The 24,873-nt window shown below is 41.5% G+C and carries 30 protein-coding genes; 5 read left to right on the forward strand and 25 right to left on the reverse strand.

Translation table 11 applies throughout. The features are described 5' to 3' along the window. Nucleotides 1-64 precede the first annotated feature (64 nt). Nucleotides 65-940, forward strand: coding sequence for a hypothetical protein (locus BLR42_RS13215; RefSeq protein WP_091869975.1), 876 nt, complete (start codon nt 65-67; stop codon nt 938-940). Nucleotides 941-1,021: 81 nt separating this feature from the next. On the opposite strand, the gene BLR42_RS13220 is transcribed toward BLR42_RS13215, so the two are convergent. Next, a complete protein-coding gene (locus tag BLR42_RS13220; RefSeq protein WP_091869978.1) occupies nt 1,022-2,065 on the reverse strand; it encodes an SGNH/GDSL hydrolase family protein in 1,044 nt (347 codons plus the stop codon). Between the two features lie 169 nt (nt 2,066-2,234). Between BLR42_RS13220 and BLR42_RS13225 the strand changes: the two genes are divergently transcribed. Further along, on the forward strand, nt 2,235-3,059 hold the full coding sequence (locus tag BLR42_RS13225; protein WP_091869981.1) for a hypothetical protein: 825 nt from the start codon (nt 2,235-2,237) through the stop codon (nt 3,057-3,059). A 31-nt stretch (nt 3,060-3,090) separates the two neighbouring features. Further along, on the forward strand, nt 3,091-3,678 hold the full coding sequence (locus tag BLR42_RS13230; RefSeq protein ID WP_091869984.1) for a hypothetical protein: 588 nt from the start codon (nt 3,091-3,093) through the stop codon (nt 3,676-3,678). 5 nt (nt 3,679-3,683) lie between these two features. Here BLR42_RS13230 and BLR42_RS22360 read toward each other — a convergent pair whose 3' ends face one another. Together BLR42_RS22360 and BLR42_RS13240 are read right to left on the reverse strand one after the other, a co-directional pair. After that, nucleotides 3,684-3,869, reverse strand: a complete 186-nt coding sequence (locus BLR42_RS22360; RefSeq protein WP_139165160.1) for a hypothetical protein — start codon at nt 3,867-3,869, stop codon at nt 3,684-3,686. A 401-nt stretch (nt 3,870-4,270) separates the two neighbouring features. After that, on the reverse strand, nt 4,271-5,107 hold the full coding sequence (locus BLR42_RS13240) for a hypothetical protein (RefSeq protein WP_139165161.1): 837 nt from the start codon (nt 5,105-5,107) through the stop codon (nt 4,271-4,273). A 658-nt stretch (nt 5,108-5,765) separates the two neighbouring features. On the opposite strand from BLR42_RS13240, the gene BLR42_RS13245 reads away from it, so the two are divergent. Further along, nucleotides 5,766-6,152 (forward strand): hypothetical protein, encoded by a 387-nt coding sequence (locus BLR42_RS13245; RefSeq protein WP_091869990.1) that lies wholly within the window; start codon nt 5,766-5,768, stop codon nt 6,150-6,152. 417 nt (nt 6,153-6,569) lie between these two features. Here the strand turns inward: BLR42_RS13245 and BLR42_RS13255 are convergent, their stop codons facing one another. Next, nucleotides 6,570-6,923, reverse strand: a complete 354-nt coding sequence (locus BLR42_RS13255) for a hypothetical protein (protein ID WP_091869996.1) — start codon at nt 6,921-6,923, stop codon at nt 6,570-6,572. A gap of 248 nt (nt 6,924-7,171) precedes the next feature. Here BLR42_RS13255 and BLR42_RS13260 point away from each other — a divergent pair, with 248 nt between their 5' ends. Next, nucleotides 7,172-7,978, forward strand: coding sequence for a 5'-methylthioadenosine/adenosylhomocysteine nucleosidase (locus BLR42_RS13260; protein ID WP_170832770.1), 807 nt, complete (start codon nt 7,172-7,174; stop codon nt 7,976-7,978). Here the strand turns inward: BLR42_RS13260 and BLR42_RS13265 are convergent. The 21 genes from BLR42_RS13265 to BLR42_RS13355 form a co-directional block, all read right to left on the reverse strand. Then, complete coding sequence (locus BLR42_RS13265; protein ID WP_022762380.1) at nt 7,967-8,620, reverse strand: SGNH/GDSL hydrolase family protein; 654 nt, start codon at nt 8,618-8,620, stop codon at nt 7,967-7,969. The genes BLR42_RS13260 and BLR42_RS13265 overlap by 12 nt on opposite strands. 31 nt (nt 8,621-8,651) lie before the next feature. Continuing rightward, nucleotides 8,652-8,816, reverse strand: a complete 165-nt coding sequence (locus tag BLR42_RS23305) for a hypothetical protein (protein WP_207648544.1) — start codon at nt 8,814-8,816, stop codon at nt 8,652-8,654. Nucleotides 8,817-9,645: 829 nt separating this feature from the next. Beyond that, on the reverse strand, nt 9,646-10,053 hold the full coding sequence (locus tag BLR42_RS13275; protein ID WP_091870004.1) for a hypothetical protein: 408 nt from the start codon (nt 10,051-10,053) through the stop codon (nt 9,646-9,648). Then, nucleotides 10,050-10,484 carry a LytTR family DNA-binding domain-containing protein gene (locus BLR42_RS13280; RefSeq protein ID WP_091870007.1) on the reverse strand — a complete coding sequence of 145 codons (435 nt, stop codon included), beginning with the start codon at nt 10,482-10,484 and terminating at the stop codon, nt 10,050-10,052. Before BLR42_RS13280 ends, BLR42_RS13275 begins: the two co-directional genes overlap by 4 nt. Further along, nucleotides 10,453-11,814, reverse strand: a complete 1,362-nt coding sequence (locus tag BLR42_RS13285) for a serine hydrolase domain-containing protein (protein WP_091870010.1) — start codon at nt 11,812-11,814, stop codon at nt 10,453-10,455. The genes BLR42_RS13280 and BLR42_RS13285 overlap by 32 nt, the downstream gene beginning before the upstream one ends. 103 nt (nt 11,815-11,917) lie before the next feature. Further along, entirely contained in the window at nt 11,918-13,687 is a 1,770-nt protein-coding gene (locus BLR42_RS13290) for a glycoside hydrolase family 13 protein (protein ID WP_091870013.1), read from the reverse strand. A gap of 108 nt (nt 13,688-13,795) precedes the next feature. Next, nucleotides 13,796-14,686 carry an AraC family transcriptional regulator gene (locus tag BLR42_RS13295; protein ID WP_091870016.1) on the reverse strand — a complete coding sequence of 297 codons (891 nt, stop codon included), beginning with the start codon at nt 14,684-14,686 and terminating at the stop codon, nt 13,796-13,798. A 76-nt stretch (nt 14,687-14,762) separates the two neighbouring features. Beyond that, nucleotides 14,763-15,623, reverse strand: coding sequence for a CPBP family intramembrane glutamic endopeptidase (locus BLR42_RS13300; protein WP_091870018.1), 861 nt, complete (start codon nt 15,621-15,623; stop codon nt 14,763-14,765). A 25-nt stretch (nt 15,624-15,648) separates the two neighbouring features. After that, nucleotides 15,649-16,383: a MerR family transcriptional regulator gene (locus BLR42_RS13305; protein WP_091870021.1), complete on the reverse strand. Its 735-nt coding sequence runs from the start codon at nt 16,381-16,383 to the stop codon at nt 15,649-15,651. A gap of 66 nt (nt 16,384-16,449) precedes the next feature. After that, on the reverse strand, nt 16,450-16,905 hold the full coding sequence (locus BLR42_RS13310) for a GNAT family N-acetyltransferase (RefSeq protein ID WP_091870024.1): 456 nt from the start codon (nt 16,903-16,905) through the stop codon (nt 16,450-16,452). A 49-nt stretch (nt 16,906-16,954) separates the two neighbouring features. Continuing rightward, nucleotides 16,955-17,659, reverse strand: coding sequence for a TraX family protein (locus BLR42_RS13315; RefSeq protein ID WP_170832771.1), 705 nt, complete (start codon nt 17,657-17,659; stop codon nt 16,955-16,957). 45 nt (nt 17,660-17,704) lie between these two features. Next, entirely contained in the window at nt 17,705-18,256 is a 552-nt protein-coding gene (locus BLR42_RS13320) for a flavodoxin domain-containing protein (protein ID WP_091870029.1), read from the reverse strand. A 16-nt stretch (nt 18,257-18,272) separates the two neighbouring features. Beyond that, a complete protein-coding gene (locus BLR42_RS13325) occupies nt 18,273-18,869 on the reverse strand; it encodes a TetR/AcrR family transcriptional regulator (protein ID WP_091870032.1) in 597 nt (198 codons plus the stop codon). A 184-nt stretch (nt 18,870-19,053) separates the two neighbouring features. Beyond that, the gene (locus tag BLR42_RS13330; RefSeq protein ID WP_091870035.1) at nt 19,054-19,383 is read right to left on the reverse strand and encodes a nitrilase-related carbon-nitrogen hydrolase; all 330 of its coding nucleotides are present in this window, start codon (nt 19,381-19,383) and stop codon (nt 19,054-19,056) included. A 27-nt stretch (nt 19,384-19,410) separates the two neighbouring features. Then, on the reverse strand, nt 19,411-20,865 hold the full coding sequence (locus tag BLR42_RS23950; protein WP_091870038.1) for an HsmA family protein: 1,455 nt from the start codon (nt 20,863-20,865) through the stop codon (nt 19,411-19,413). Nucleotides 20,866-21,335: 470 nt separating this feature from the next. Beyond that, nucleotides 21,336-21,503: a DUF5684 domain-containing protein gene (locus BLR42_RS22795; RefSeq protein ID WP_170832772.1), complete on the reverse strand. Its 168-nt coding sequence runs from the start codon at nt 21,501-21,503 to the stop codon at nt 21,336-21,338. Further along, on the reverse strand, nt 21,500-21,961 hold the full coding sequence (locus BLR42_RS13340; RefSeq protein ID WP_091870042.1) for a DUF2798 domain-containing protein: 462 nt from the start codon (nt 21,959-21,961) through the stop codon (nt 21,500-21,502). The genes BLR42_RS22795 and BLR42_RS13340 overlap by 4 nt, the downstream gene beginning before the upstream one ends. Before the next feature lie 57 nt (nt 21,962-22,018). Beyond that, the gene (locus BLR42_RS13345; RefSeq protein WP_091870047.1) at nt 22,019-23,413 is read right to left on the reverse strand and encodes a lanthionine synthetase LanC family protein; all 1,395 of its coding nucleotides are present in this window, start codon (nt 23,411-23,413) and stop codon (nt 22,019-22,021) included. A gap of 24 nt (nt 23,414-23,437) precedes the next feature. Continuing rightward, a complete protein-coding gene (locus tag BLR42_RS23580) occupies nt 23,438-23,671 on the reverse strand; it encodes a PALP domain-containing protein (protein WP_242879326.1) in 234 nt (77 codons plus the stop codon). After that, complete coding sequence (locus tag BLR42_RS13350) at nt 23,635-24,417, reverse strand: PLP-dependent cysteine synthase family protein (protein WP_242879328.1); 783 nt, start codon at nt 24,415-24,417, stop codon at nt 23,635-23,637. Before BLR42_RS13350 ends, BLR42_RS23580 begins: the two co-directional genes overlap by 37 nt. A gap of 114 nt (nt 24,418-24,531) precedes the next feature. Further along, nucleotides 24,532-24,843: a hypothetical protein gene (locus BLR42_RS13355; protein WP_091870050.1), complete on the reverse strand. Its 312-nt coding sequence runs from the start codon at nt 24,841-24,843 to the stop codon at nt 24,532-24,534. Between the last annotated feature and the right edge of the window lie 30 nt (nt 24,844-24,873).

A 24,873-nucleotide genomic window follows, 5' to 3' on the forward strand; every position in this document is an offset into this window, starting at 1 on the left:
CAAATAAAACAGCCAAATATAAAAATTCAAAAATAAAAATGATAAAGAAAAGAGGAAAAAAGGTATGAAAAGAGTGTATTCAAAGGTTATGGGTGTTATTTGTATGGCAGCTACAATTTTCAGTGTAGCAACAAGCAGTGTTAATGTATCTGCAGCAGGATTTTACAATCCTTCCAAGTCACAGGGACAGACAAAGACAACTACTCAGAGCAGAACAACTACAGGAAGCAGTACAACAACCGAGAGAAAGTCAAGTTCCGGTAATAAGACTTTACTTACAAAGGAAAAGGAGACTGTATCCAAGAGCTCATATCTCACATCGGAGCAGGAGAAAATTCTTGCCAATCTTGAAAATGACTATTCAAAGATCAACTGGGGCATACAGTACTCTCCCAAGGATATGGATGGAATCATTATTTCCGTTTCTTCTTATATGGAAGACACAATGCCTTTTCTTGTGATTGGTATTACAAATATTTACAATGATGATGTGACATTCTCAGCAACAGGCTATGCTAAGGGAAAGAGCGGACAGGAAGTCGCTGATATATCTATCTATGAGACAGCTATAAGACCCGGTAATACAATTATAAAATCGGTATACTGTGACAGCACACCTACAGGAGAGATTCATTGGGATAACATTGAACTTCCTGAAGTATATGAGACTAGCGCTTATGCTACAGGTGATTGGACTTTCACAACAGATAGTGATGGTTACTACATGGTTGACTACTCTATTAAGTCAGATGACTATATGATGCCCGGATATGTAACAGCTGTTCTTGTTGATTCAAACGGCAATATCCTCGATATGGCATACAATTTTACTACTGATAAGGGTTATACAGTATCAGACAGCATCATGTTCTACGAGAAGGAATACTCCAGAAGAGTTGCTGATGTAGCTATGTTTACAAATCCTTTGATTGAGGACTAAAAATGAAGTAATTAAGAATTGAACAGGCATTATTTTGGGGCCGTGCACTTAGTGATCAGTGCGCGGCCCCTGTTATTTTTTCTATGCCAATATTTCCTTTAGATATTCTGAAAGCACTTTTGCAGCAAGGCGGTGGCCTTCCGGATCCGGATGAAGTCTGGCACCAACATGTATATCGCTGCAGTCGGGAAGCCTTAGATATGTAACGTTGTCCCCGGTTTCTTTGTTATAAGTATCTATGATCTGCCGGATTACATCTTCCATGTCATTTCCAAGCATACCGTAAGCCCATATGATTTTTGCACCGGGATTATTTTTTCTGATATCACCTAAAAAGGTATTTCCGGTGGTCATGAATTGCTCGAGAAATTCATCTTCATCCCAGATATCAAGCTTCATTGCACTGCTGTCATTCGTCCCGAGGTTTATTATGACCGCGTCTGTTTCAAAATCAGTAAAATCCCATTTTTCCATGCAGCCAAGCGCTTTGGACTCTTCACAGTTTTGTGCGGCGCAAACATAGGGGTATATCTTTTGCATTGAACATTCGCAGCTGCCCTCCCAGGAAGCAAACAGCCCCCATCCGCTCTGGCTTATTATGTTGTAATCAGCATCCAGAATTTTGGCGGTCATGTATGTATAACTGCTTACATGGTCAAATACAGTGGGCATCCACTCTTCACGCGATAGAGCAAAACTTCCCTCTCCTGATGTAATACTGTCACCTATAAATTCCAGGCTGAATTTCCTTTCCTTCACAGGCACAAATTCTCCATCTGTCTCAAAAGAAGAGATTTTTACAACTGAAGCGCAGCTCTCAGCCATTGACTGTGTACTTCTTACAACTCTGATCGACGCCGCATGAGTGGAGTCAAATCCGTTCATCAGTTGATATCTGTGTTTTCCCTTTAGGAGAGGGAAATGCATGATTCGCTGATCATCTATAAATACATCAATCCAGATTTCCAATACATCATAAACAGCCTCTATATCAGCATACAGATGCCCTGCTCTTACATTTAATTCAATTCCGCTTCCTGTCCAGAATAATATAAGCTCATCCGCTACGGATGAACATCTTCCCCATATCTTTTTATGAGGTATATCCGCTACTTTATATTGCATACGTCACTCCTTGCTCTGTCGTTTTTTATTCTAATTTAGATTAAAAATATTTTTAAATCTTTGCAACATTTTTCCTCCCCCATCTGTATATAAGGTAAAGGCGCAAATAAAACAGCCAAATGAACAAATTAAAAAAATTAAAATAAAAAAAGAAAAGAGGAAAAAAGGTATGAAAAGAGTGTATTCAAAGGTTATGGGTGTTATTTGTATGGCAGCTGCAGTATTCAGCGTAGCAACAGGCAGTGTTAATGTCTCAGCGGCAGGTCTTTACAATCTGACTTCACAGGCAAAGGTACAGCCTGCAGCATCTACAAGTGGTAAGACTTTACTTACAAAGGAAAGCAAGACATTATCCAAGAGCTCATATCTCACATCTGAGCAGGAATCAATTATGAACAAACTGGACACCGACTACAATAAGGTTAACTGGGGCGTACAGTACTCTCCCAAGGATATGGAAGGAATCGTTATTTCTGTAGCTTCTTATAAGCACAGTGATTCTCCTTATCTTTTAATAGGTATTACAAATATTTATGATGAGGATGTAACCTTCTCAGCAAAAGGCTATGCTAAGGGAAAGAGCGGACAGGAAGTCGCTGATATTTCTTTCTACGAGACAGCTATAAGACCCGGCAACACAATAGTACAGTCAGTATATTGTGACAACACACCTACCGGCGAGATTCACTGGGACAGCATTGAGCTTCCGAACGTATATGAAACAAGCACATACTGGGAAGGTGACTGGTACCTCTCAACAGATAGTGACGGATACTACAAAGTGGACTATACTGTTAAGTCAGATGACTACATGATGCCCGGATATGTAACAGCGCTTCTTCTTGACTCAACCGGCAACATCATCGATGCAGGATATGATTACAGCACAGATAAGGGCTACACATTATCAGATCGTATCCAGTTCTACGAGAAGGATTACAACAGAAAAGTTGTTGATGTAGCAATGTTTTCAAATCCTTTAATTCAGGATTGAGAAGGCTGATATCTACATTAGGAGTATCAAATTGCAACAGCAAGTAAAAAAGTGGTTCCATTGGATGAGTTGTGGGGACAAGCACTCTTCTTTTCTTGGATATTTTGTAGAGGGACTGGCATGGACTGTATTTATTGCCATACTAACTAAAATATTTATACCCGTAACCGGCTTGAGATTGCGGCTGTGGATCTGGAAAATCATTGCAGTAATAATAGTTATAGCCCTATTTGCAGGACTGATAAAGCTCATTTTCAGCATTAAAAACGGTCTCCTCCGCGTTCTTGCAATCGCCCTGACAGGGATGCTTCTTATCGGTGGAGGGGAAATATTGATGCTTAGTGGAATACTTTTCTTTACTCAAACAGAGGAAGTGATAACAAGAGATGGTGAAAAATACGTGATGGAGGTGGAACAATTCGATGATACTTATGTCCGTTTCTATCCGTACAAGAATCTCTTTTTCAGTGGGCCCATAAGAATAAAGGAAAGCTATGCCGGCGACGCTTCAATCACCTACTATGACAAGCACGGCTTTGTGACTGTTTCTAGGTCATGCATGAGTAATGAATCCTACGAGGAGTTGTGGTATTACAATAATAGGATGGATTATTATTAGAGCTTCTACTTAATTTTATAGCCGTCTCCCCTGCACTCCGTACAGATTATGACGTTTAGTGTGGGTATGATTGCAAGCATTCCCACAGTCACTTCAAGCATCAGAATGCTGAATCCGGTCGACAGTATATTTAAAATAATCTGGTAACACCTGAATAAAATAAGGATTCCGAGAAGGATCTGGCTAATCATTATTCTTCTCATATTTTGGTATTGAGAATGGGAAATTAAAAAGTGATTGATAAAGATTGCGGTCATAACAATAAGACTGAATATCATTTGCCACAGAGTACGGCTTGGGATATCTGTATCCAGCATTTCCGACAATACATTTATATTCCCCACTACGGATATCATGAGGAGAGCTCCGATCATTCCCTGAATGACATTTTTTCCTCTTTGAAAGTTGCACCACAAAGGGTTATCAGGCATAACACATACAGTACATTGATACAGAAAGCACGATAATCTTTTGCCATAAAGTTAAATACATGCTTTTTCATAAAGCTTTTCAAAATTTTGTTTTAAGCCATCGAACCTCCGTCAGAAATGACGGAGGTTCATTAAGTCTTGCGGCATTACAAATATGGTTGTTATTTTACTGTTATTTTTACAGTGACATCCTGACTTTTAGAGGTGTAATTATTATTTCCCGAAGCAGTAAGAGTCACTTTCACTTTGTACTTTCCTTTTGGTAATCCCTTTTTAATAGTGATTTTTCCGGTGGTTTGTGAAACTGCAATTTTTTTGTAGTCTTTCTTGGATAGTTTCTTATGTCCCCGCTTTATCTCCACCTTCTGGAATCTTACATCACCTTTTGCGTTCTGTATATCATATACTTGATCGGCTTTATAAGTTTCCTTTTTCTTTTTGTTTTTAAATTTACAGGTCACTTTCTTTGCTTTTACAGTCATCGTGTTTTCGGCCTGATTAATGGTCCACAATATTTCTTTAGGTGTGCTGCTTCCATCGGTCCATTTGTAACCACTTGCAAGAGTAGCTGTAGCTTTATATGATCCGGCATCAATTGCCTTTGCGGTACCGGACAAGGTATAGCCTGTGCCTGCCTCAACGCCTGTATGCTCAGTACCATCATAGGTAAAGTCCTTACCTGTAGGAGGGGTGACGGTGAGGCTCTTTTCAGGTGAACCTTCTTCAGCAGGGATAGTTATGTCGTCATTTCTGGGTGAGCCTTTCATACTCCACCCTACTTCTTCATCGCCATGTTTTACCGCTACATAAAGTTTTGCTTCTGTGCCAGCAGGAAGTTTTGAGCCATCTCCAGAGGACAGAATCACTTCAGCAGACATATCCTTTGTTCCGTCACCGTTATCTTTTTCTACGGTAGCATCAGTGGTTCCCTCCGAGTTAATATAGTATGTTTGCCCATCCATTTTTACGCTTCCAAGGTTACTTCCGTTGTCAGTCATACTTACTACACAGACTCTGACCTTTGTTTCGCCGGAGGGATCTTGATATTTAATTACAATCTTGGGAGGATTTGTGTTGTAATAGGTTTTTGACAGAATATTTATGAATCCGCCAGGATTCTGGCTATTTCGGCAAATTTTGCAGTGTCCTTTTTGTAATCAAAAAGGACAGATTTATTGTATCTGTCCTACGCATTATGATACCATCGCACGCCGGAAAATCCAATGAAAATGCCTGATTTTATGCTCTTTTAAGCCTCTGTTAAGGCGTTTTTAATAAAAGTTTTACGCTCCTGTTTTATAATATTCACATTAAAGAATGTTAGCGTCAGATGTCTTTCATAAGACAACTTTGACTTTACTAGTCAATAGGCGCATAATAACAGAATAAGTAAATGAAACAAGGGTTTCACCGTTTTGGTATACATTTTCTATGTTTTTTAAGGCTTCTGACTCTTAATAAGTAAATAGAACGCCTGATTTTCCATATTGGTATACCTGTTTTAAGAAATCATGGGTACCAAAATCCCGAAAACGCCTTCTGATTTACAAATGCTTGCCATAAGGCTCTGAAAAGTGGCCAAAATGTATACCAAAGTGGTGAAAACGCCCTTTTATTTACTTTCACATTATCAATTCATAACAGGTGGTGATTTCTATGAAGAAGCGGATAACCTACAAGATTTCAGAAGGACAGGTGGAGTATATACAACAGCACACCTTCAACATGCTCTACGACAAGACAATGTATTGGCTGTATTCTGAGAGGATGCCATTCCTCCACCCTTTCCTTGAGAGAAAGAAAAAGGATAACGTATCACTTGAAGATCTTCTTGAGTACTGCAAAAACCAGCAGATTCAGGTATATCCCATGACCGTGAGGAAGAACAAACTTTTTACGGATATAGCTGCATATCTTGAGATGATCAATATGAAAAGACGTGGCATTTTGATCAAGAGTAATGAAATAGCGGCGCTTATCGTGGAATACACAAAATATTGCCTTGTGAACTATCCGGCTGATACAAGCACGGAGTCTGTCTGATAAGAGACGATTTCACACATTTTACACAAATTGGTCACTTTCTCTTACGATTTTATCTGTATTATATAACCATCAAGAGATCAAAAACTTCTCTTGACTCCCTCATAAGAACACACACTTTTCTTCATTAAAACAAGGCTGGAGCTTACGTGACGAAGCTCCAGCCTTCCCCATTAATCAGGTTTATTTAATTATATTCTCTAAGATAAATTCTCTTATGCTCCGGCTACTTAATTGTGAAATCAAACTGTACATAGCGTGATCTGCTTCCCGAAACATAAAACTCTATGTACATAACAGTATTTTGATGGCATGCAAAACCGATGCGTCTTGTCTTTCTGGCCATACCGGTATTTTTAGAGGCAAATAAACCACTGGTTCCTATTCGCTCCGAATATAGATACCCATCGGGCTCCATCAATTTTTGCGGACATTGAAATATCCGTTCACATAGTTTTTTCTTTTGTTTCCATGAACTTTATTTACAGTAAAATAATAGTCTTTTTCCTTGGGAGCCATGAATCTTATGAGGCCGTAGGCTCCGGAATTCTTCGGCTTTTTAATCTTGAATCTATAATGCCCCGGTTTTACACGATATGCGATGCTGTCGAGATAAAGAGGGTCATCATTGCTGAAACTGTGCAAGGTTTTAAGTGTTTTCTTTCTTACTTTAGCTTCTACGGTTATGGGATTAGCCATCGTGGTAGCTAAAATCAAAGCAAATAGCAGGGACAAAAATTTGATAACAATAGATTTTTTACTCTTACCCATTTTGCAATCCTCCATAAGAAAACTTCAGTCTTTTACCACCTCTACAGGAAACTAAATCTCCTGAATCATATTTTATGAGTGTTCGAGTGAAAAAACTATTAAATTTTTATAAAAATAGGGTCGTATGAGTCGTTGTTAATATAAACTAATAAGGGATTGTGATGAAGCTGTGATATACAGGTTGATATGATTTTCATGAAAAATAAGCAGAATTCATGTGTAGTCCTAATTTTAAGGAGTTGATGAATATGAAAATGAGAAGCTTTTTTACGAAAATAATATTTATCTTAGTGGCAGCTGTGATGCTCTGTGCCTGCTCAGCTAAAAAGGCGCCGGATAAAGGTCAGGAATATATAGGAATCGTCTCCGCGATGGATAATGAGATAGCGTATCTATTATCAGAGGCAGAAATAGATCACGTTGATACCATTGGTAAGGTTGAGTATCACGTTGGAAAATTGTGCGGACAGCCGGTAGTTATCTCCAGAAGCGGAATCGGCAAGGTGCTTGCGGCATCCGGAGCGACTGCCATGCTGAATAATTACAACATTAAGAACGTGATATTTACAGGAATTGCCGGCGGTGTCGGGGATGAAACCAAGGTGCTGGATGAAGTGATTGCTGAGCGCCTGGTACAGCACGATTACGGAATGATTTCGAACGATGGCTTTAGCTGGAGCGGAACCGGTTCTATGGGTGATCTTGGTGATGAAGGCTACTACTACTGCGATGAAGAGCTTGTGAACAAAGCGTACGATGCTGCTGTTTCCGTGGTGGGAAAAGAGCATGTCTTCAAAGGAACAATCGCCACAGGAGATCAATTCGTTGCGTCTGAGGAATACGTTAAAAAGTTAAGCGATGATTTTGGAGCTATCGCCTGTGAAATGGAAGGTGCTTCGGTTGCAGCCGTATGCTATCAGTATGACATACCGTTTGTTATTATACGTGCGATGTCTGATAAGGCCGATGGTAATGCCTATGAGAGCGTTGAAAATATGGGAGATATCGCCGCAAATAACTCAGGAAAAATTGTTTTTGCCATGTTACTCCAATAAGCCGCTGTTATGAAGCCTGTCATAGATGGCTTTTCCAAGCTTTCCGTGGGCATCCTTGTCAATATGTACTCCGTCTGCGGGGCTTGGTGAAACTATCTTGGAAGCATCAAGAAACGCGCAGCCGTACATGTCAGCCAGCTGTTTATACCATTGTGCAAGCTCTGAGGAAACCTTTGCTGCATTTATAAAATCGAAGCAGTCCTCAAGCCAAGAGCCTTTGCCTGTTGTACCTACAAGCGGAGGTGATATCAGAAGAATCTTCATCTTATCGTTCATGCGAAACCTGTTGTGTGCCTGAACTTTTTCAAGGAATATCTGCATCTCTCCTGCTATATCCATGGAACAGTATGAAAATTTCCTTTTAAGATCATTGCTGCCCAGCATGATGATCATCACATCAACAGGGGACTGACTCTCGATACAGGGAATAACGTACTTGAGGCCGTTTTTCTCACCCTCTGCGGGATCGTCGGTAGCAATGGTTCTTCCGTTGTGTCCTTCCTCGATAACCTTGTAGGAATCGCCCAGAAGTGTCTGCAGCACACCGGTCCATCTCATATTTTCATCTATTCTGGTCCTCTTTTCGGGATCATATCCCCATGTAAGAGAATCTCCAAAACATAACACACGTTTTCTTTCCATTTTGTCCTCCAAAAGTTGTACATATTATTGTTTAGCCATTATATAACAAATCGAGCTCTTTCTTACTTCTTGCGTTTTTCGCGGCGGGATGCTCGCTATCCGGCGATACGCCTTCGGGAATCAGCTCCAGCGATTCCGCTGCCAGCTTCTCTGTAAAGTCTTTTAATTTTTCGCTAATCTCCTCGTTGGAGTCCATGCCGATATACAGAATCTCCGGGACAAAACCCAAGGTACTTGCGGCGTACCAGCCGCCATCAAATTTATTGGCATCGTGAGCTCCGCTTTCCACTTTTTGATTATATCAAGGTCTGTGAGCGAGGCCTGGTCATATAGAGTATCCGTGGTTACCTCGCTGCTGTCGGTGCAGGGGGTTCCGTCAGGGTTATATGAATTGGTTTTTCCCCAGGCGTTTTCATAGATAAGACGCCCGTTTCGGATTATAATATTTTAAGGCTCATATGCTATCAAGTTAAACCAGTAGAGCGAAACAATGGCTTATAACTGCTGGATTATTTGCTTTGCACATTTGCAGCAGTTGTTTTTAGTGGCAGTATTCTACCGCATATCTTATTTGGTTTATTTACGGCAGTTATTTTTTCCATCTAATGGCTGCCGCATTTTCGATTGTTCCTATTTGTAGCAGAGATGGTATCGTAAAAGCTACTGCCACAATTAGCATATTTCACTTTTTCAGCAGACTATACTACAAAATTTATACTGCTGTTATTCGTACTTTTTTGTATTGCAGCAGGGAATATACAAATAATAGGTTTATTGACGTCTGATCATCTAATATCTGGCCACGCAAAGAATAGCTATTATCTCAAAAGGCATAGCCCCTTACTCCAGTCGCATATCGAAGGCTTTTTTTGACTCTCCGTTGAAGCCTTTATGCTCATAAAACCTATGGGCGTCGGTTCGGGCTTTGGCGCTCTGTAAAATTGCTTTATAACAATGTAGTGATGCTAAATCTGAAGCTGTTAGTTTTCTAAATTCCATGTCTTTTACTCACCCAAAACATACATCTACAGCCCTCGCTGCCCTCTGTCACTAATCTTACCATTTATGAATTCTATATCTTTTTTCACCTTGAAACTATCAATTGAGTATGCCAATATCAGCACTACTCCGACGTAGACAAATGCCATCCAGAAATTAGTTGGATAGAACCATCCTGCTATAAATCCGAAAAGCATCACTAAGGCTGTTATCGCAAAATATTTTACTACATAATACATTGCCATAGATAAAGAAAGATACTCGTCAATCAGGTAATTTACGACTACGATAATTAAAGCCAGGCCGAACAGCTTGAGGACAAGCCCTATCTCTTCTGTAATTCCTGACCATATTATGGAAATAGCGAATACGGACAAAATCATCAACGCCGCTAATATACAAGTATCCCTCAGAATTATCTTTATACTCTTCATTTTTGGAAAACCCTCTTTATATCCTTCAAGTATTTCCTGGAAACAATCAGCATCTCATCATTATCAAGCACTGCCTCAAGATGACTATTCCTGACCTGCCGGATTTCTTTCAAGTGATCCGTGTTCATAATGCAGGTTCTCGATATTCTGACAAGACCTGTATCTTCAGTTATGGATAGCATCTCCGACATGGAAGAATCAAGGCGATACACTTCTTTTGCAGTATAAAGGAACAGCTTTCGCTCTACGTTCTCAATGTAGTATACATCTGCCAGACGGATCTTCACCCGTCGTCCATCTATGCTTGCTGAAAAGCTTGTATCCATGCTGCTTATCCTGCGAACCAGAGAAGTGACAAAATCCGTGCGTTCAGGGTATTCAATTGTGACCGTAAGCGGTTTATCCTTTACCTGTCTTGTTATGATCTGCATACCTTTTTCCTGTCAGCAATTTTATAGTGGCACAAACGATATCTCCGGCGACAGTAAGGATACCTCCCGCCAGGCTCCAGGGTGCCCATGTAAACACAATTTCTTTCATTCCGGCACCGAAAATTATTGGAAACAGTATTAGAACTAATGCAAGAAGAACTATTAGTATCGTATCACATCCGAGGAGAAGTGATCGCCTTTTTGTGATGAAAATAGCCCCAAAAAGAAAAGCGCCAACAGCTGTCACGGCTGAAAAGACAATATCAAAAATCGTCCAGATGTCTTTGGTCAGTGCTCCCGGATCTCTCCCTGATAAAATATCAAAAATATTGTTGCACAGACTGTCCGTAGTGGCCGCTACATTCAGGTTGGAAAGAACACATACACCTATCTGCTTCTTATCATCAAACGCAATCCTTGAAGAATAATTCGGGGTGCCTCCTGAATGACCTGTCACACCATCAGCGAAAAGTTCCCAGCCCGAATAATAGTCTCCTTCCGCTTTGAGCTGCTCTTTGATTTTTGAAAAAGATTCCTTAAAATCTTCCGGGATGTCGCTGTTTCCAGTGCAAATTTCAATCCATCTGCCCATGTCCTCAGTGTTTGAATAGAAATATCCTGCAGGTATGCTCGCTTCCTTCACAGCCATGTGAAAATCGAACGCATGGCGGTATCCGAGCCTTGTCCCTTCAACGATTCTGCCGCTATAAGGCATTCCGACATATGTGTTTTTCAGCCCAAGCGGCAAAAGGATATTCTGCTCAATGTAATCACGATAGGGCATTCCGGATACATTTTCTATGACGAGTCCCAGAAGATTGTAATTCACATTGGAATAAGCATACTCGGCTCCGGGTATGCTGTTTAACTCACTCCCCGAGATTCTGTCAGCCCACTCTGCAAGGGTCTCCGTCGCCGCAGCACTCGGGTATTCTTTTTCATTATTTGTAAATCCGCTCTTCTGCTCAAGCAGATTCCTTACAGTAATATTAACTTTCCTGGAGTCAAAGTAACCCTCGAATCCAGGGATATAGTCAGAAATTACGCCATTTTCATCAATGACGCGTTCTGTTATCAGCTTTGAAATGGCGAGCCCGGTAAAAGCTTTTGTCATGGAACCTATCTGGTATAGCCCTTCGCTATCACCATAATATGAGACATCGCCGTGGTTATAAACTACAACGCTTACGTGATTGCATTTTGTCTCCTGCTGATATTGCTTTATAAGATCCTCTATGTCATTGGGATTTGCGGCCTGTGAGATGCTTCGTAAGAAAACGGCCGTTATTAAAAAGATAGCCAATATGGCTGTGATTCTTTGTGTGCTCATATGCAGCGTTCCTCCATAATTAAATCATAGAGGAGCGCTGAGCACTTTTCCATATTTCACTACAGATAGTGCAAATATGGCTACACTTGTTTCATGCATAGTTTCAGGATTTCAAAATCAAAATGCCCTTTTCTCCAAGAATTCCGCTGCATTCATCGGTATTATTCCACTTACGGCTATATACAACCTCAGTATTATCACCGAAATTTATGACGGCATCTGACTCTCCGCAGTTTAAGTATACCTGAAGGCTCTCATTATCACCGATTTTCAGATATGATATTACCCTTTCGTCAGCAACATCATTAGGAAAATGGAAATTCCTGCTCTTACAGGATTGCAGAGATTTTCTCATGTTTATAAGCGTTTTCATCTCTGAGAGCTCGGCATCCTTTTTCCCTGAGTCTATCTCATCCCAGGGCATGCATCTGCGACAGTCGGGATCATAGGAACCATCCATGATCACCTCAGTGCCGTAATAGATACAGGGGCTTCCGGGCATTGTGAAAAGTACCGCAAGCTGCTGATAGAAAATGTCTACATTTTTCTCTGCCTTCTCAAAGAGTCTGTTGGTGTCATGCGAATCCAGAAGATTGAAAAGGACGTCATTTACCTGGGAATAATACATGGTAAAGCATCTGTTTATGTCATATTCAAAGGTCTCACGGCCTCTGTTTTTATAAACCCAGAAATCAGCTATCGCTGTGGAAAGCGGATAATTCATCACCGAGTCGTACTCATCTCCCTGGAGCCATGACATGGAATCGTGCCATATTTCCCCGAGCAGATAAAAATCGTCCTTCATACGCTTTGTCATGTAGCGCACCGCTTTGAGGAAGGAATGAGATATCTCATTGCCTACATCGAACCGCAGCCCGTCAATATCAAATTCATCAATCCAGAATCTGATGATATCCAGCAGATAATCCTGAACCTCAGGATTATTGGTGTTGAGCTTTGGCATGTATTCAGCAAAGGCAAAGGAAAAATATCTTCCGTCTCTGGTGTCGCGTCCCTGCTCCACAGGCCATTTATTTACCATGTACCAGTCCGCATACTTTGACTGCTGTCCGTTTTCCAGGACGTCAAGCCACATGGGATGGTCGCTTCCGGTATGATTAAATACCGCATCAAGCATGACTCTGATTCCTGCGTCATGAGCCTCTTTCACCAGGTTCTTTAAGTCTTCGTTGGTTCCGAAATGCGGATCAACCTTCTTATAATCACGGGTGTTATATTTATGATTGCTGTGCGCCTCAAATATAGGATTAAGATAAAGTCCGGTAATTCCAAGATCCTTGAGGTAAGGGATTTTATCGCGTATGCCCCTGATGTCGCCGCCGTAGTAGTCGTGCATCCCGACCTCGCCGGTCTGCCATTCCATCACATTCTCAGGGTCTATGCTCTTATCGCCGTTGCAGAATCTCTCGGGAAAAATCTGATACCACACGGTATCGTTTACCCATGCGGGAGTCTTGCAGACATCTGCAGGATTCATCCAGGGCATGATGAAATACGAAAGAATCTTGCCCTCCTGATTCATCTCCTCCTCGCTGTAGAAACCATCCTCGAAGAAATATACATATTCATCGCCCGAGTGAAGCTCAAAATAGTACTTACATCTCTTGTGCTCGGGGCAAAGCGTTGTCGTCCACCAGATGTGGTCCTTCAATCTTTTCTTGAAAAATATTTCTTCCTTCTTGCCGTTCCAGCGCTCTTTTCCGCCCATTATTCCCGCATCGTACGGATCTCCGTGGTATATGAAAATCTTATCAACATCATAGCCTGTTTTTATGTTGATAATCAGCTGGTTTTCATCAAGGCTATAGCAGTATTGTTCGGACATTCTGTGATATATTGCACCTAAATTCATATTCGCTCCTCTTGTTATGGAAAACGTTTTCCGTTGCAATAAAAACTATACTCTATACGGCCAAATAAATCAATGCCTTATTTTAATTGTTCTTCAAGAGGCTGTTTTTTATTTTTTCTTGATCGGAATCCACAGTTCGCAGAATATATCCGGCCTGGTCCCATCAAAGTAAAGCTCGTAGTCAGTCTCTTCGGAAGCCTCGTAGCCCAGCTGCGGCAGAAACTCCTTATAGAACTTCACCCAGGTCTTGGCGATGCAGTCGCCATCTTCACCCACACATTCAAATACTACATAAGTCCCGGGATTGACATCCCAGATGCGGAAGCCTTTTTTCTCCAGATCTGCCTGATCGAACTGCGCAGTATCCTCGTCGATGATGATGCCGATACCGTACTCAAAGGTGTCCTTTCCTTCTGTAGTCGGACTGCAAAGACCGTAGAGATCGCGCTTTCCATCCTCTCTCAGCATCCAGATCGGCGACAGCATATTCTTGCTGTTGCATTCTCCCCAGAAATCCGCCACTTCGTGGTTGGCCTCGTCGTTAATAATTCCGTTACTGAACTCCCTTACCAGTGCGATAAACTTCTTCTCTTTTGTTTGAACGATACGATAATCCATACTCTTACCACCTTTCACAGATAATGTAATTGTAAGCGGATTAAAAAGCGTCAGTTTGCCGGCTTCTTCTCTGGCTGTTTTTGGCGCGACACCGTGAAACCTTGTGAAAGCCTTAGTAAAGCTTTCCGGTGTTTCGTAGCCATACTTCATTGCCAGATCAGTGATCTTCGCATCGGTCTCTACAAGCTCTTTCCCCGCCAGAGACAATCGGCGGTTACGGATATATGCGTTGGCCGTTAAGCCTGTCACGAAACTGAAAGCCCTGTGAAACTCGTAGCTCGACGTGTGCACCTGCTTCGCTACGTCTTCATAGTTGATCTCCTCGAGAAGATGCTCCTCCATATACGTGATAGCTTTTTGTAATGCTTCGATCCATTCCATGCTTTCTTCCTCCTGCTCACAAGTATATTATGGATGAGTATTGAAAATCGTACATTTCCTCGTTTGCGAAGATTTGTCAGGTCACTTCTTCCTGCCTATTCCATTGTCCGTACTCTTTCTTTTCCCTTTTCATCCAAACCAGCAGGGTGATTGTAAATGATAGTAGTTGTGCGATCACCACGCGGATGATCATCATCTCATCGACTCCGCTTTCAGTAGTTACATGAAGCAGATTGGTCGCAATACAGTTGTTGAAAAAATGGTCAGCCATTCCGGCGTAAAGACTGCCGGTCATGCGATAGAGCAGTTCCCACTTGATGCCCATCATTCCGGCAAGAATGATGTATCCTATTCCAAGTGCTACGAATGAACCTACATTAATATCACCATCAATCAGATTATGGAGCGGTGTTACGATATGCCATACTCCAAATAAAAATGCCTGAAAAATCAGGGCATACTTTGGAGAATGGTCCGTAGCGGTAATATGATAGAAAAGCCCCCTAAATGTACCCTCTTCCATGATCACATTTATGATGTTGAAGAAAACACACAACAGTATAAAGCCGATACCGGTATGGATGGCGGCTTCCCCGGTCAGAGAAAATCCTGTTGTGAAAATTCCGAATCCGATATCATGTCCCCGGCTTTTAAGGATCAGGATCTCCGCGCTGTATGAGATTACAAATGAGCATAATGCAATCAGCAATCCCATTCCTGCATGTTTTATAAATCCGATTTTGGCAAATCCTATATCAGACCATTTCCAATTTAGAGCTTTAAGCACTATGAAAATGACGAGAATCCCAAACACCTTATTGATGAAGTTTTCACCAAAAACAGTCTCGTCCATTCTAAGTGTGATGGCTTCGAATCCATGCACAAATATCAGGATTGCAAATATAATCCAGCAAGATAATACTGTATTTTTTCTCATATACCCCCTCCGAATTTCATACCTCTTAGTCGGGTCTGCCGCAATAAATCTTTATAGCCCGGAAAATAAACTCGGCAGTCCCCTTACCACCCATTTTTTCTATATTTTCTGTAAGTTCTCCGCCGCCTACATAACCGGTTCCGAGACCATATAATATATCATTAGTGCAGGTATACATATTTTCGGTAATGAAATCCTGTACTCTCTTAACCTGGCTCTGGACCTCTTTAGATGCAGGATCCATCTCCTTCATGGTTCCGAATTCCTCAAAAAGCTTGGTAAAATCGGCCATAAGGCCACTTTCATATTCTTTTGTCCAGTTCTTGCTCTTTTCTGCATATTCCTTATATGCCGGAGTCTGGCCCCACTGTTCCTTTGCTTTTCTTGCGTATTCGTCAAGCTTACTACTGTCAAATGCTGTAAAATCCAATTTTCTCACTCCTCTCACTTTAAGGTACTTACAGAGGTTAAGCAGATTTTCAATATGCTCCTTCTTAAGCTCCAGGAGCTCGATCTGCTGCTCCAATGCCTTTGTTTTGTCAAAATCAGATCTGTTTATAATGTCTTTTATATCCTTAAGCGGAAACTCCAGCTCCTTGAACAGTAAAATCTGCTGCAATTTTTCCAGAGCTGCATCGTCATACAGTCTGTAGCCCGACTCCGTATATTCTGCTGGCTTTAAGAGTCCTATCTGATCGTAATACTGCAAGGTGCGTATACTCACTCCTGTCAGTTTACTTACTTCATTTACTGTCTTCATAGCGTTCATCTCCTTCACGTGTAACAATAGCTTAAACTATAACGTTACGTCAGAGTCAACACCTTTTTAGATTTTTGTCAAAACCATGCATTCTGTTGAATCGGTAAATCCTATTTTCTCATAGAGAGGACGTCCTAATTCGGTTGCATCAAGACTTATTTCGGTAGCACCCTTTTCCCATGTTTTCTCGATCAGTAGCTCAACCATCTTTTGAGCAATACCCTGCCTACGATATTCGTTTCTTGTGTATACATTCATAAGGTGCGCCCGTTTTCCGGTTAGATGATAAAATGTTGGCATTATCCTGATGAAGCTCATGGACGCACAGCCAATAACAATGTCTCCATCTAGTGCAAGAACAGTTATATGATCGCCATTCAAAAAGTAATCACGACTTTCATTTATCATTTCATCAGAAAACTCGTAATCTTCTGACAGATTATTCACTACCTTAAGCATTTCAAGGCGACTGCTCATCATGCTCTCAATATCATTTTTTGTTGCAACTCTTATATCAATCATTTTTCATCCGCCTCCCATACATTTTTCATTTAACAGATCCTCCTAATTATCAGAACTTTGCCATTTTTATCAAATAAAGGATAAGTAGATGTCCCGGATAAAAGGCATAGAATAGCCATTTAAGCCCTTTCCCTCTTTTTCCGTTATAAAGAAGCAGAGGTATAATACTGAGTCCGGTGGTACAGTAATATCCCATAGTCCTTGTGAGTGCAAGAAATGCCACGCCCGCACCGGTTCTGAGAAAATGCTTTGAATTCTTGAATACATAGAACAAAAAGACAGAGATTATAGCAAAAACTGTATAATCTGCTTTGACTAATAGTGCAATAAAGGCTGTTACAATAATAACAAGTGTTCCGCAAATACTTTTTACCACACTATACTTTCCGGTATCTTCTTTAACTTCTCCACGGATTATGTCAAAGAGTTTCAGCGCAAGCACTGACAAAAAGAACGTCAGCATGATGTTTTGGTGACCAAGCCCTATTTTTCCATCAAAGGCAAGATCAAACGGGATTTCACTTATCAAAGCAAAAATGCCGAGTCTCAGGATATATTTCTTCTTATCTCTTGTATGAATGTAGCCTTCAGCAATGCAAAATGCAAAAAGCGGCATTGCAAGACGTCCGATCATTCTTGGCCACATCACACCCGGTAAAAACATGTCTCCTACATGATCAAAGACCATGCTGATCATCGCTATGATCTTAAGCATTGTTCCGTCAAGGACTCTTAATCCCTTACCTTTTTCCATAAAAATCTCCCCGTATTTTTCACACATTAGTCGATTGACTGACGTTTAAACAGCTTTTTCCTCGTCCATTCCGCTAAGATAGGCCGCGATAGGCTCTATATACCTGATATCTGATATGTCATAGGATGTAGCCATCCTGTCAAACATTATCTTTTTATCTTCAGGCAGGTCCTTTTTATTCCTAAGAGAAGATACAAACATCTTCATTGTAATTCTGGTCGGAGCCTTCATCTTTTCGTAGTTCATGCCGCCTTGGCAGTAGAATACCCTGATATACTCTCTCTGCTCATCAGTGAGTGCATTCTGAAGAAGCAAATCCACCATATGATCTCCATTCGGAGTGCCACCTACGCAAAACATAGCAAGGCACTTATTCTTCCAATTTACTGCCTTCTCCAGGAACCACTTTGACTTCACAACCTTCTCTGCCATGGCCCATCCTCCGTAGCAGATCGCATCATAGTTATCAAAATATTCCGCACTCTTTTTCTGCGCGTCCTTAAGATCTAGAAGATCCGCGCCTACTCTGTCTGCAAGCCACTCGGCGTACCTTTTTGTAAATCCTGTCTGTGATGTGTAAATAACAAGTGTTTTCATATCTATCCTCCTCATTTCATTTGAAATTGTATCTTTCTAAGAAAATATCTATATGCTTTTCAATAGTTTGAAGAGCTTCCTTCTTTTTTCTGGGCTCCCTATCAATCAATTGGACCATAATCGTGATGGGCGATACGAATTCAAGGGCAATTATGGCAGCATCTCCTTTCACCATCTGCCCACGCTCCATCATTTTTTGGAAAATTGATGTATAAATATCCTGAAGATATGTGAGTTGATGCATGGTAGTCTGCTTTGCAAATGTAGAATTTCTATACTGCTCCATCGTAATGAGCTTTCGCATCTTTTTGGCGGTGTCATTTTTCAGGGTAAAATGCAGCGTTTTCAAAACGTATACCTTGAGTTCCGCTCCGGAATTGATCATATCCGCCAGATTACTGCTTATCCCCATACCTTTCTTATATTCATCTTCCGCAGTGTTTATCACGGCTTTCAGAAGATCCTCTTTATTCTTGAAGTATTTATATATTGTCGGGCCTTTTATACCGATGGATTCTGCTATTTCATCTACGCTTGTTCCATCATATCCTTTTACAGAAAACAGATCTCTTGCTGCTTTTATTAAAGGCTCTTTAGCGTTTGTTCTTGGCATATAGCCTCGCTTTCTCCACTGTTTATCGGCTTCTTCACGGATTGCTTTTCTAACTATCGTTACCAATTATATTCTAACGTTCGTTAACTGTCAACGAATCGTTTTCTTAAAAACGCAAAAAAATACGCAGCCCTGTAAAAGGACTGCGAAAAAATCAAGATGTAGACGGTATTAGCGAACGTTGTTATTCTTCTGCAATTATGCCATATAATTCAGGTCGCCTGTGTTTGTGACCCCACACTTCACGGAGGCGATAATCCCGCAGCATATCTAAATCAAGCTCTGCTGCGAGCTCCGAAAACCGGTTCACAAACGAGCTATCATAAGAAATGGCGCATTCCCGGATACTGTCAGCATCATGGAAAAAATTGTATCCGCAGCTCCACATTTCGGGAAAAATTGCAATGTCTGCGCCTTTTTCCTTCGCCTGTCGGCATGCTGCGATTCCTTTTTTCAGGTTTTCTTCAAGGCTTCCTTCAGGAAGGAGCTGCAAAAACGCGATTGAAAGGTTCATAGTTTTCTCCTGTTGGTTTTCACTAGATTATCGTTTGTGATCAAATAGCCATTCCTGGTATGCGTCATCCTCCATAACGGCAAGCTCCACATGATGGTAGCTATAGGTCGAATCGTTCGATGCTTCTGCGCCTGCGGCGTTCATCTCATCGTCGGTATATTCCGTAAAATGTACATCCGTGGCACCAAGATCGGTAAGCTTCTTATAGGCATTTCTGCTCTCCGTAATGGGTATTGTGCCATCATGTTCTGCCTGTGCAAACCATATTGGGACATCCTTCATTTTTTCCAGGTTCGTGGAAGCGGCGGGACCATAGTTAAGTGCCGGGCATAATGCAATAGCACCTGCTACGTAATCCGGATATTTCTCACAGAACTCGATCGTAGAAAGGCCGCCGAAAGAATTGCCCATCACGTATATCCTTGACGGATCAACTTTTCCCTCGGATACCATCGTATCAACGAGGGCTTTTACTTTATCTAAAGCTGCGCCTCTTGTTGTAGCCTCATAATAGCGTTCATCCTTTATCACCGGGGCGAGGACGTAGCAGGGACGTACCTTCTGGTTTTCCGGCTCAGCCCATTCCACCGCTGTTCTGTATGTCAGCAGATTATCGGTATCTCCGAATCCATGGAAAACAATGACAATGGGCATATTTTCAGTAGTTTCTGGCGTAAACAGATGATATTCAAAACCGGCATCATCTTCCATGTTTGTAGTTGTAAAACTGTCTGCGACAGGAGTTACCACGTTCTGCACGTCCTCGTAGGTAAATGAGAGGTTCGAATCAGAGTTGCAGGTAACAGTAAAATCCTTTACATAGAAGAATTTCTCCGGAAAATCTTTCGGAATAAGCGTTATAGTGCGGTCCACTACTTCTGCATTTTCAAAATCACAAGCAAATTCATGCAGTGATGTATCCTGCCACTTGTCAGCATGGCCTTCCATATGGAAATCCGCGGCATTTAAAGATGCGGTGGCCGGTTCAGACATTGTGATAACAAATTTTTCGGGATATTGTCCTGTTTTCCTTACAGATGTAACGATTTCTACATTTGTTATATCCATATTTGACTTCGTTCCTTCCTGCCCGCTATTTGACCGACTATTACCCATAACCATTCCCAGTATATAGGGAATAAGCCACACAACCCACACAAACAGGCTGAAACGGTGAAATGTATGCATGCTCTTTTCATCTTTCTTAACAAGAACAACCGTAGCCCATATTGCATGGATCAGCATAAGAACAATTGCGATAGCGCCTGTTATTCCATGAAGGCTGACAGCTGCTGCATCTGCAGTTGATGTGAGCTTAGTCATAAGATGCGTTCCTATTCCGTCGCATAACAAGCCTGCCCAGAAAAAGAATAAATGGATCGGTTTTAATTTCTTTCCGATCCTCTCCGACCACACTCCGACAGTGTATAGAATCAGCGCAAGTGTGATGAATATTATCGCTTTTATCAGCGTTTGTGACATAATTAGTTCCTCCGGTAGATTTGTAAATGAGAAGGCTTTTTAGGCATTTTGGTATCCATTTAGGCCACTTTTTCGTGCCTTACTATGACTATTTGTAAATGAGAACCGGTTTTTAACAAATTGGTACCCGTGTTTTGAGAAATCATGGGTACCAAATCGTCAGTATGGCATTCTCATTTACTTTTGCTCTTCAAATACCGATAAAACAAGACAAAAAAGGGTACCAAAGTCCTGAAAATATGCATTTATTTACTCGCTTTTGTCATTACTGAATATTATATCAGAAGCATGCTCATCTCTGTTAATTGTTTCCAAAATGTTGATGAGACAACATTTTGGAATGTTTATAAAAAACCGCCGGATTCTCTGTTGCGAAAATCTGGCGGTTTTGAATTCTGTTGTTTTTTACGTCCATTATGGCTATTTGGATACCCCATTTAGCTGTTGTTTTTAGTCCGTGTTCAGTTTTCTCAAGCCATGCTTCCTACATATCTTGATCTGCCAAATCCAAGGATTACCCTGCCAAGTCCTGCAGTAAACATCAGAACCAGACCCATGAAGAAGCCTTTTCCAAAAGCTTTTGCAAGCTTGAAGCAGAATATTGTCTGGATGAGGAATGATATCAGTGCATATATCACATTTTTATCACACGGACAGCTTCCATTCCGCCATTCCCTGCAAATCTTTTCACAAAGAATCCAAACACATTGCGGACAAGCGGACCGGCAAAGAATATCTGCCAGCAAAGTGCCATGGGGAAGTTCATAGCTGTGGTCTGGAGCCATACTGCAACGAATTCAGTGCCTGCGTCCTTGAAAAGGATTGTAGCGACGAAACTCATTAGCGGGCACATCAGACATACTGACATAGCTGAGATGGCAAGGATTATCATGATCATCGGATCTTTACCGGGAGTAACGAATCTAAATGCAAGCTTTTGGGCGAGTTTTCCGACGAAAAGCAGTTCTACCACTACTGCTATGGGCCACATGATAAGCATTTCCTTAAATGCTGCAAGGAATATGAAATTCTGCATGCCGCCCACATTAAGGGAAATATTGTAGCAGATCATTGCATAGACCATGACAAATGCCATGAATAAAGTGAAAATTCTTTCATTATCCGGTTTCCCGGCGACACTGTCCGGAATTACTTAATAACTATACTCCCACAAAGGAGTAACAGCTTTCCCCTGAAGATGCCCATATAGTCTTAGGAGGTTTGCTCCTGCTCCGGCAGCGCCAATGTACAAGCCTGTATATGTCTGAACATCAAAAGGATTAGTCCTGTCCCAATAGCCGTAGAAGCATCTACCCGTTTTTCCTTCAAAGGAGTCAGCAATAGTTCTCGCTGCACTTCTCCTGGCTACGTCCAGGTACTTCTCTTCTCCGGTTGTCTCATAAACATCCGTGAAATACTCGATAAGCCCGGGGACACCGCAGCAAGCGCAGTAACTGTTCCAAAGTCCCCATGAATTATATTCCGGAGCACCAGCCTTTATAATTCCTTCTGCGAGAGATTTATATACATCAAAATAGTGCGAATTGCCGGTTATTACATGTAACTTCTTAAAGAGCAGGGATGTTCCTGCAGGTCCATGGCAAAAGCCGATGTAGTATTTTCCCTTATAATCATCTGAATTCTCGCCGCCGTAGATATAGGGTATTAGTCTCGCGCCATCAAAATCATCTGCTATTTTTTCAAGAAACTTCGCGGTTTTCTCTGCTGTCTCGAGTTCCCAGTCCTTACCATCAACTTCATAAAGAGTTGCAAATATGAAACCAATACCGGATGTTCCGTGAGCAAAACCCGGATAAATACTGCCTTCCGGCATTCCTACTTTTCCAATCTCATTTGCCTTAAAATAAAGACCGCCTTCGCCATCATCTGATGCGCTTTTTGCTATATGAGCGGCATAATCCCTTGCAGTTTCAAGGAATTCCGGGTTGCCGCCGGCACGATACAGAGAAATAAAGTAGAGTACAAAACCGCCGTCACTGAAGACATCAGTATCTTCTGTCAGATATTTTCCATTCTCATCACTTTTACTTGCGGCCAGGATATCTCTGCCAAGTCTTTCGGCAAAACTAAGATATTTTGCATCTTTTTCATGCTGATAATATGAAAGTGATAATACACCTGCTCCGGCGGGGCCTGAATAAACTCCTGTATGCCAGCCTGTTATAGGGAGAGAACTCCCCGGTGCACTTTCCAATTTTTCCAGATAAAAATCGCTGCCGGAGACATTGTTGGTCAGTTCATCAAGTATCCGGGATACCTCTTCCAAATACTTTTTATCACCGGTTACTTCATAAAGCCTTAAAAGAAAGATACCTGTTCCCGCAGAGCCCGAATACAGACTATATTGCCCATGGACAGGGCCGCCGGTGTAGTCTACGGCTGATCCGGGATTGATTCTGTAAGAAATTCCGAGATCACCATCTATTCTGTTCGCTTCTATAAAATCATATATCTCAAGACTTGCCTGAAGATAATCAGCTTCTGCTATGTTCTCTGTTCCGCTTAATGTTCTTAGCCTTGGTCTCATGTCTGTAACTCCCGCTTATTACGATTACTTGTAAAGGTTAAGTGACATATACTTGGTTCCGTCGTCAGGTGCTATAACAACAATGTTTTTCCCCTTATTCTCCGGTCTTTCCGCGAGCTGTCTTGCAGCTGTGAAAGCTCCTGCTGCAGAAGATCCGAGGAACAGGCCATCCGTGCTTAAAAGTTCTTTCGCAGTTTCAGATGCCGTTACCGATGAAACCTCTATAACTTCGTCGTATTTGTCGGAAGACTCAAGCATGAACGGGTTGTAAATCTCTCAGGAACATTTGAAAACGGTGCAACGCCGTCTATTGCGTCCTGTCCACTGTTTGCGCCAATTCTGGATGCTTCATCTGCCTGAACACCGACTATTTTAAGATCCGGGTTCTTTTCCTTTAGATATTTGGATGTGCCAAGTAAGGTTCCGCCTGTACCAACCATGGCAACGTAAATATCGACCTTACCATCTGCCTGCTCCCAGATTTCAGGGCCGGTGGTTCTGTAATGAGCTTCGGGATTATGCTCATTTTCCATCTGATTTATGAAATAGTAGCCGTGCTCTTCGCTATAATTACGAACGCCTTCGATGATTCCATCTATAGAAAGAGCATCATTATCCATCAGTTCTTTTATGCTTGGAATATCTGACTGCAGTGCAGGCTCAGCGCCATACGCCTTTAATATATCGAATCTCTCCTGGGATGATCCGTTTTCAAGAAAAGCCTTGAACTTATATCCTCTGGCAGCTGCAAAAGTTGCAAGTGCAATTCCTGTATTTCCGCTTGTAGCTTCAACAATTGTATCTCCGGGTTTGATCTTTCCTTCTTTTTCAGCTTCTATAAGCATGTTGAGCGCTGCTCTTGCCTTTATGCTGCCTGAAGCGTTGAACCATTCAAGCTTAACAAGGATGCTTGCTCCCAAATCATTTTTCTTTTCATACCTTACAGGCTCAAATAATGGTGTGTTTCCTACAAGTTCCTCTAAACTCTTTGTAATCTTAGCCATAACGTCATCCTCCGTGTTTTGCAAGAAGTATTGTTCTTTTTGTTATGGCTATTATGCACTGCCGCATAGAGACTTGTAAAAGACATGAACCTTATAGCTAAGCATAAGCTTATCTTATATGCGGGTCTGATAGCTGCCGGGACTAAATACCTGCACCTCTTCGCTGCCAAACAGCGCCTGGTCATCAAGTTCGAAAGTATTGACCGTATTCTCCGCCTTTTCCTCAGCTGCTTTTACAGCTTCGCTCTGCTCCTGCTGTTCTTTTAGCTGCTTCAAATAATCGCTGTCGTATTCTAGCACCTTTGCAAGATAGATGATTCCGGCAAGCTTTAGAACGTTACCGCTCTCATAGGCTATTTTTGCATTCTCTTCTATTTTCTTAGAGGTTTCACTTCGCGGATATTTCTTTAAAACATCCACAGCCATAGGAAAATATGCCTCATCAACATCACAGAG

The organism is Butyrivibrio sp. INlla16 (assembly GCF_900104155.1).
Lineage (GTDB): Bacteria > Bacillota > Clostridia > Lachnospirales > Lachnospiraceae > Butyrivibrio.

Excerpts from the sequence above, each read along its gene's own strand:
- BLR42_RS23305 (WP_207648544.1), bottom strand. The coding sequence starts at position 8,816 with ATGGACTCCAACGAGGAGATTAGCGAAAAATTAAAAGACTTTACAGAG.
- BLR42_RS13320 (WP_091870029.1), bottom strand. The coding sequence starts at position 18,256 with ATGAAAACACTTGTTATTTACACATCACAGACAGGATTTACAAAAAGG.
- BLR42_RS23950 (WP_091870038.1), bottom strand. The coding sequence starts at position 20,865 with ATGTCACAAACGCTGATAAAAGCGATAATATTCATCACACTTGCGCTG.
- BLR42_RS13355 (WP_091870050.1), bottom strand. The coding sequence starts at position 24,843 with ATGGCTGTGGATGTTTTAAAGAAATATCCGCGAAGTGAAACCTCTAAG.
- BLR42_RS23580 (WP_242879326.1), bottom strand. The coding sequence starts at position 23,671 with ATGCTTGAGTCTTCCGACAAATACGACGAAGTTATAGAGGTTTCATCG.
- BLR42_RS13245 (WP_091869990.1), top strand. The coding sequence starts at position 5,766 with ATGAAGAAGCGGATAACCTACAAGATTTCAGAAGGACAGGTGGAGTAT.
- BLR42_RS13310 (WP_091870024.1), bottom strand. The coding sequence starts at position 16,905 with ATGATTGATATAAGAGTTGCAACAAAAAATGATATTGAGAGCATGATG.
- BLR42_RS13260 (WP_170832770.1), top strand. The coding sequence starts at position 7,172 with ATGAAAATGAGAAGCTTTTTTACGAAAATAATATTTATCTTAGTGGCA.
- BLR42_RS13315 (WP_170832771.1), bottom strand. The coding sequence starts at position 17,659 with ATGGAAAAAGGTAAGGGATTAAGAGTCCTTGACGGAACAATGCTTAAG.
- BLR42_RS13305 (WP_091870021.1), bottom strand. The coding sequence starts at position 16,383 with ATGAAGACAGTAAATGAAGTAAGTAAACTGACAGGAGTGAGTATACGC.
- BLR42_RS13220 (WP_091869978.1), bottom strand. The coding sequence starts at position 2,065 with ATGCAATATAAAGTAGCGGATATACCTCATAAAAAGATATGGGGAAGA.
- BLR42_RS22360 (WP_139165160.1), bottom strand. The coding sequence starts at position 3,869 with ATGATTAGCCAGATCCTTCTCGGAATCCTTATTTTATTCAGGTGTTAC.
- BLR42_RS13295 (WP_091870016.1), bottom strand. The coding sequence starts at position 14,686 with ATGGAATGGATCGAAGCATTACAAAAAGCTATCACGTATATGGAGGAG.
- BLR42_RS13240 (WP_139165161.1), bottom strand. The coding sequence starts at position 5,107 with ATGACTGACAACGGAAGTAACCTTGGAAGCGTAAAAATGGATGGGCAA.
- BLR42_RS13255 (WP_091869996.1), bottom strand. The coding sequence starts at position 6,923 with ATGGGTAAGAGTAAAAAATCTATTGTTATCAAATTTTTGTCCCTGCTA.
- BLR42_RS13225 (WP_091869981.1), top strand. The coding sequence starts at position 2,235 with ATGAAAAGAGTGTATTCAAAGGTTATGGGTGTTATTTGTATGGCAGCT.
- BLR42_RS13215 (WP_091869975.1), top strand. The coding sequence starts at position 65 with ATGAAAAGAGTGTATTCAAAGGTTATGGGTGTTATTTGTATGGCAGCT.
- BLR42_RS13345 (WP_091870047.1), bottom strand. The coding sequence starts at position 23,413 with ATGAGACCAAGGCTAAGAACATTAAGCGGAACAGAGAACATAGCAGAA.
- BLR42_RS13325 (WP_091870032.1), bottom strand. The coding sequence starts at position 18,869 with ATGCCAAGAACAAACGCTAAAGAGCCTTTAATAAAAGCAGCAAGAGAT.
- BLR42_RS13340 (WP_091870042.1), bottom strand. The coding sequence starts at position 21,961 with ATGGCATTTGTCATGGTCTATGCAATGATCTGCTACAATATTTCCCTT.
- BLR42_RS13300 (WP_091870018.1), bottom strand. The coding sequence starts at position 15,623 with ATGAGAAAAAATACAGTATTATCTTGCTGGATTATATTTGCAATCCTG.
- BLR42_RS13290 (WP_091870013.1), bottom strand. The coding sequence starts at position 13,687 with ATGAATTTAGGTGCAATATATCACAGAATGTCCGAACAATACTGCTAT.
- BLR42_RS13280 (WP_091870007.1), bottom strand. The coding sequence starts at position 10,484 with ATGCAGATCATAACAAGACAGGTAAAGGATAAACCGCTTACGGTCACA.
- BLR42_RS13265 (WP_022762380.1), bottom strand. The coding sequence starts at position 8,620 with ATGGAAAGAAAACGTGTGTTATGTTTTGGAGATTCTCTTACATGGGGA.
- BLR42_RS13285 (WP_091870010.1), bottom strand. The coding sequence starts at position 11,814 with ATGAGCACACAAAGAATCACAGCCATATTGGCTATCTTTTTAATAACG.
- BLR42_RS13330 (WP_091870035.1), bottom strand. The coding sequence starts at position 19,383 with ATGAACCTTTCAATCGCGTTTTTGCAGCTCCTTCCTGAAGGAAGCCTT.
- BLR42_RS13350 (WP_242879328.1), bottom strand. The coding sequence starts at position 24,417 with ATGGCTAAGATTACAAAGAGTTTAGAGGAACTTGTAGGAAACACACCA.
- BLR42_RS13275 (WP_091870004.1), bottom strand. The coding sequence starts at position 10,053 with ATGAAGAGTATAAAGATAATTCTGAGGGATACTTGTATATTAGCGGCG.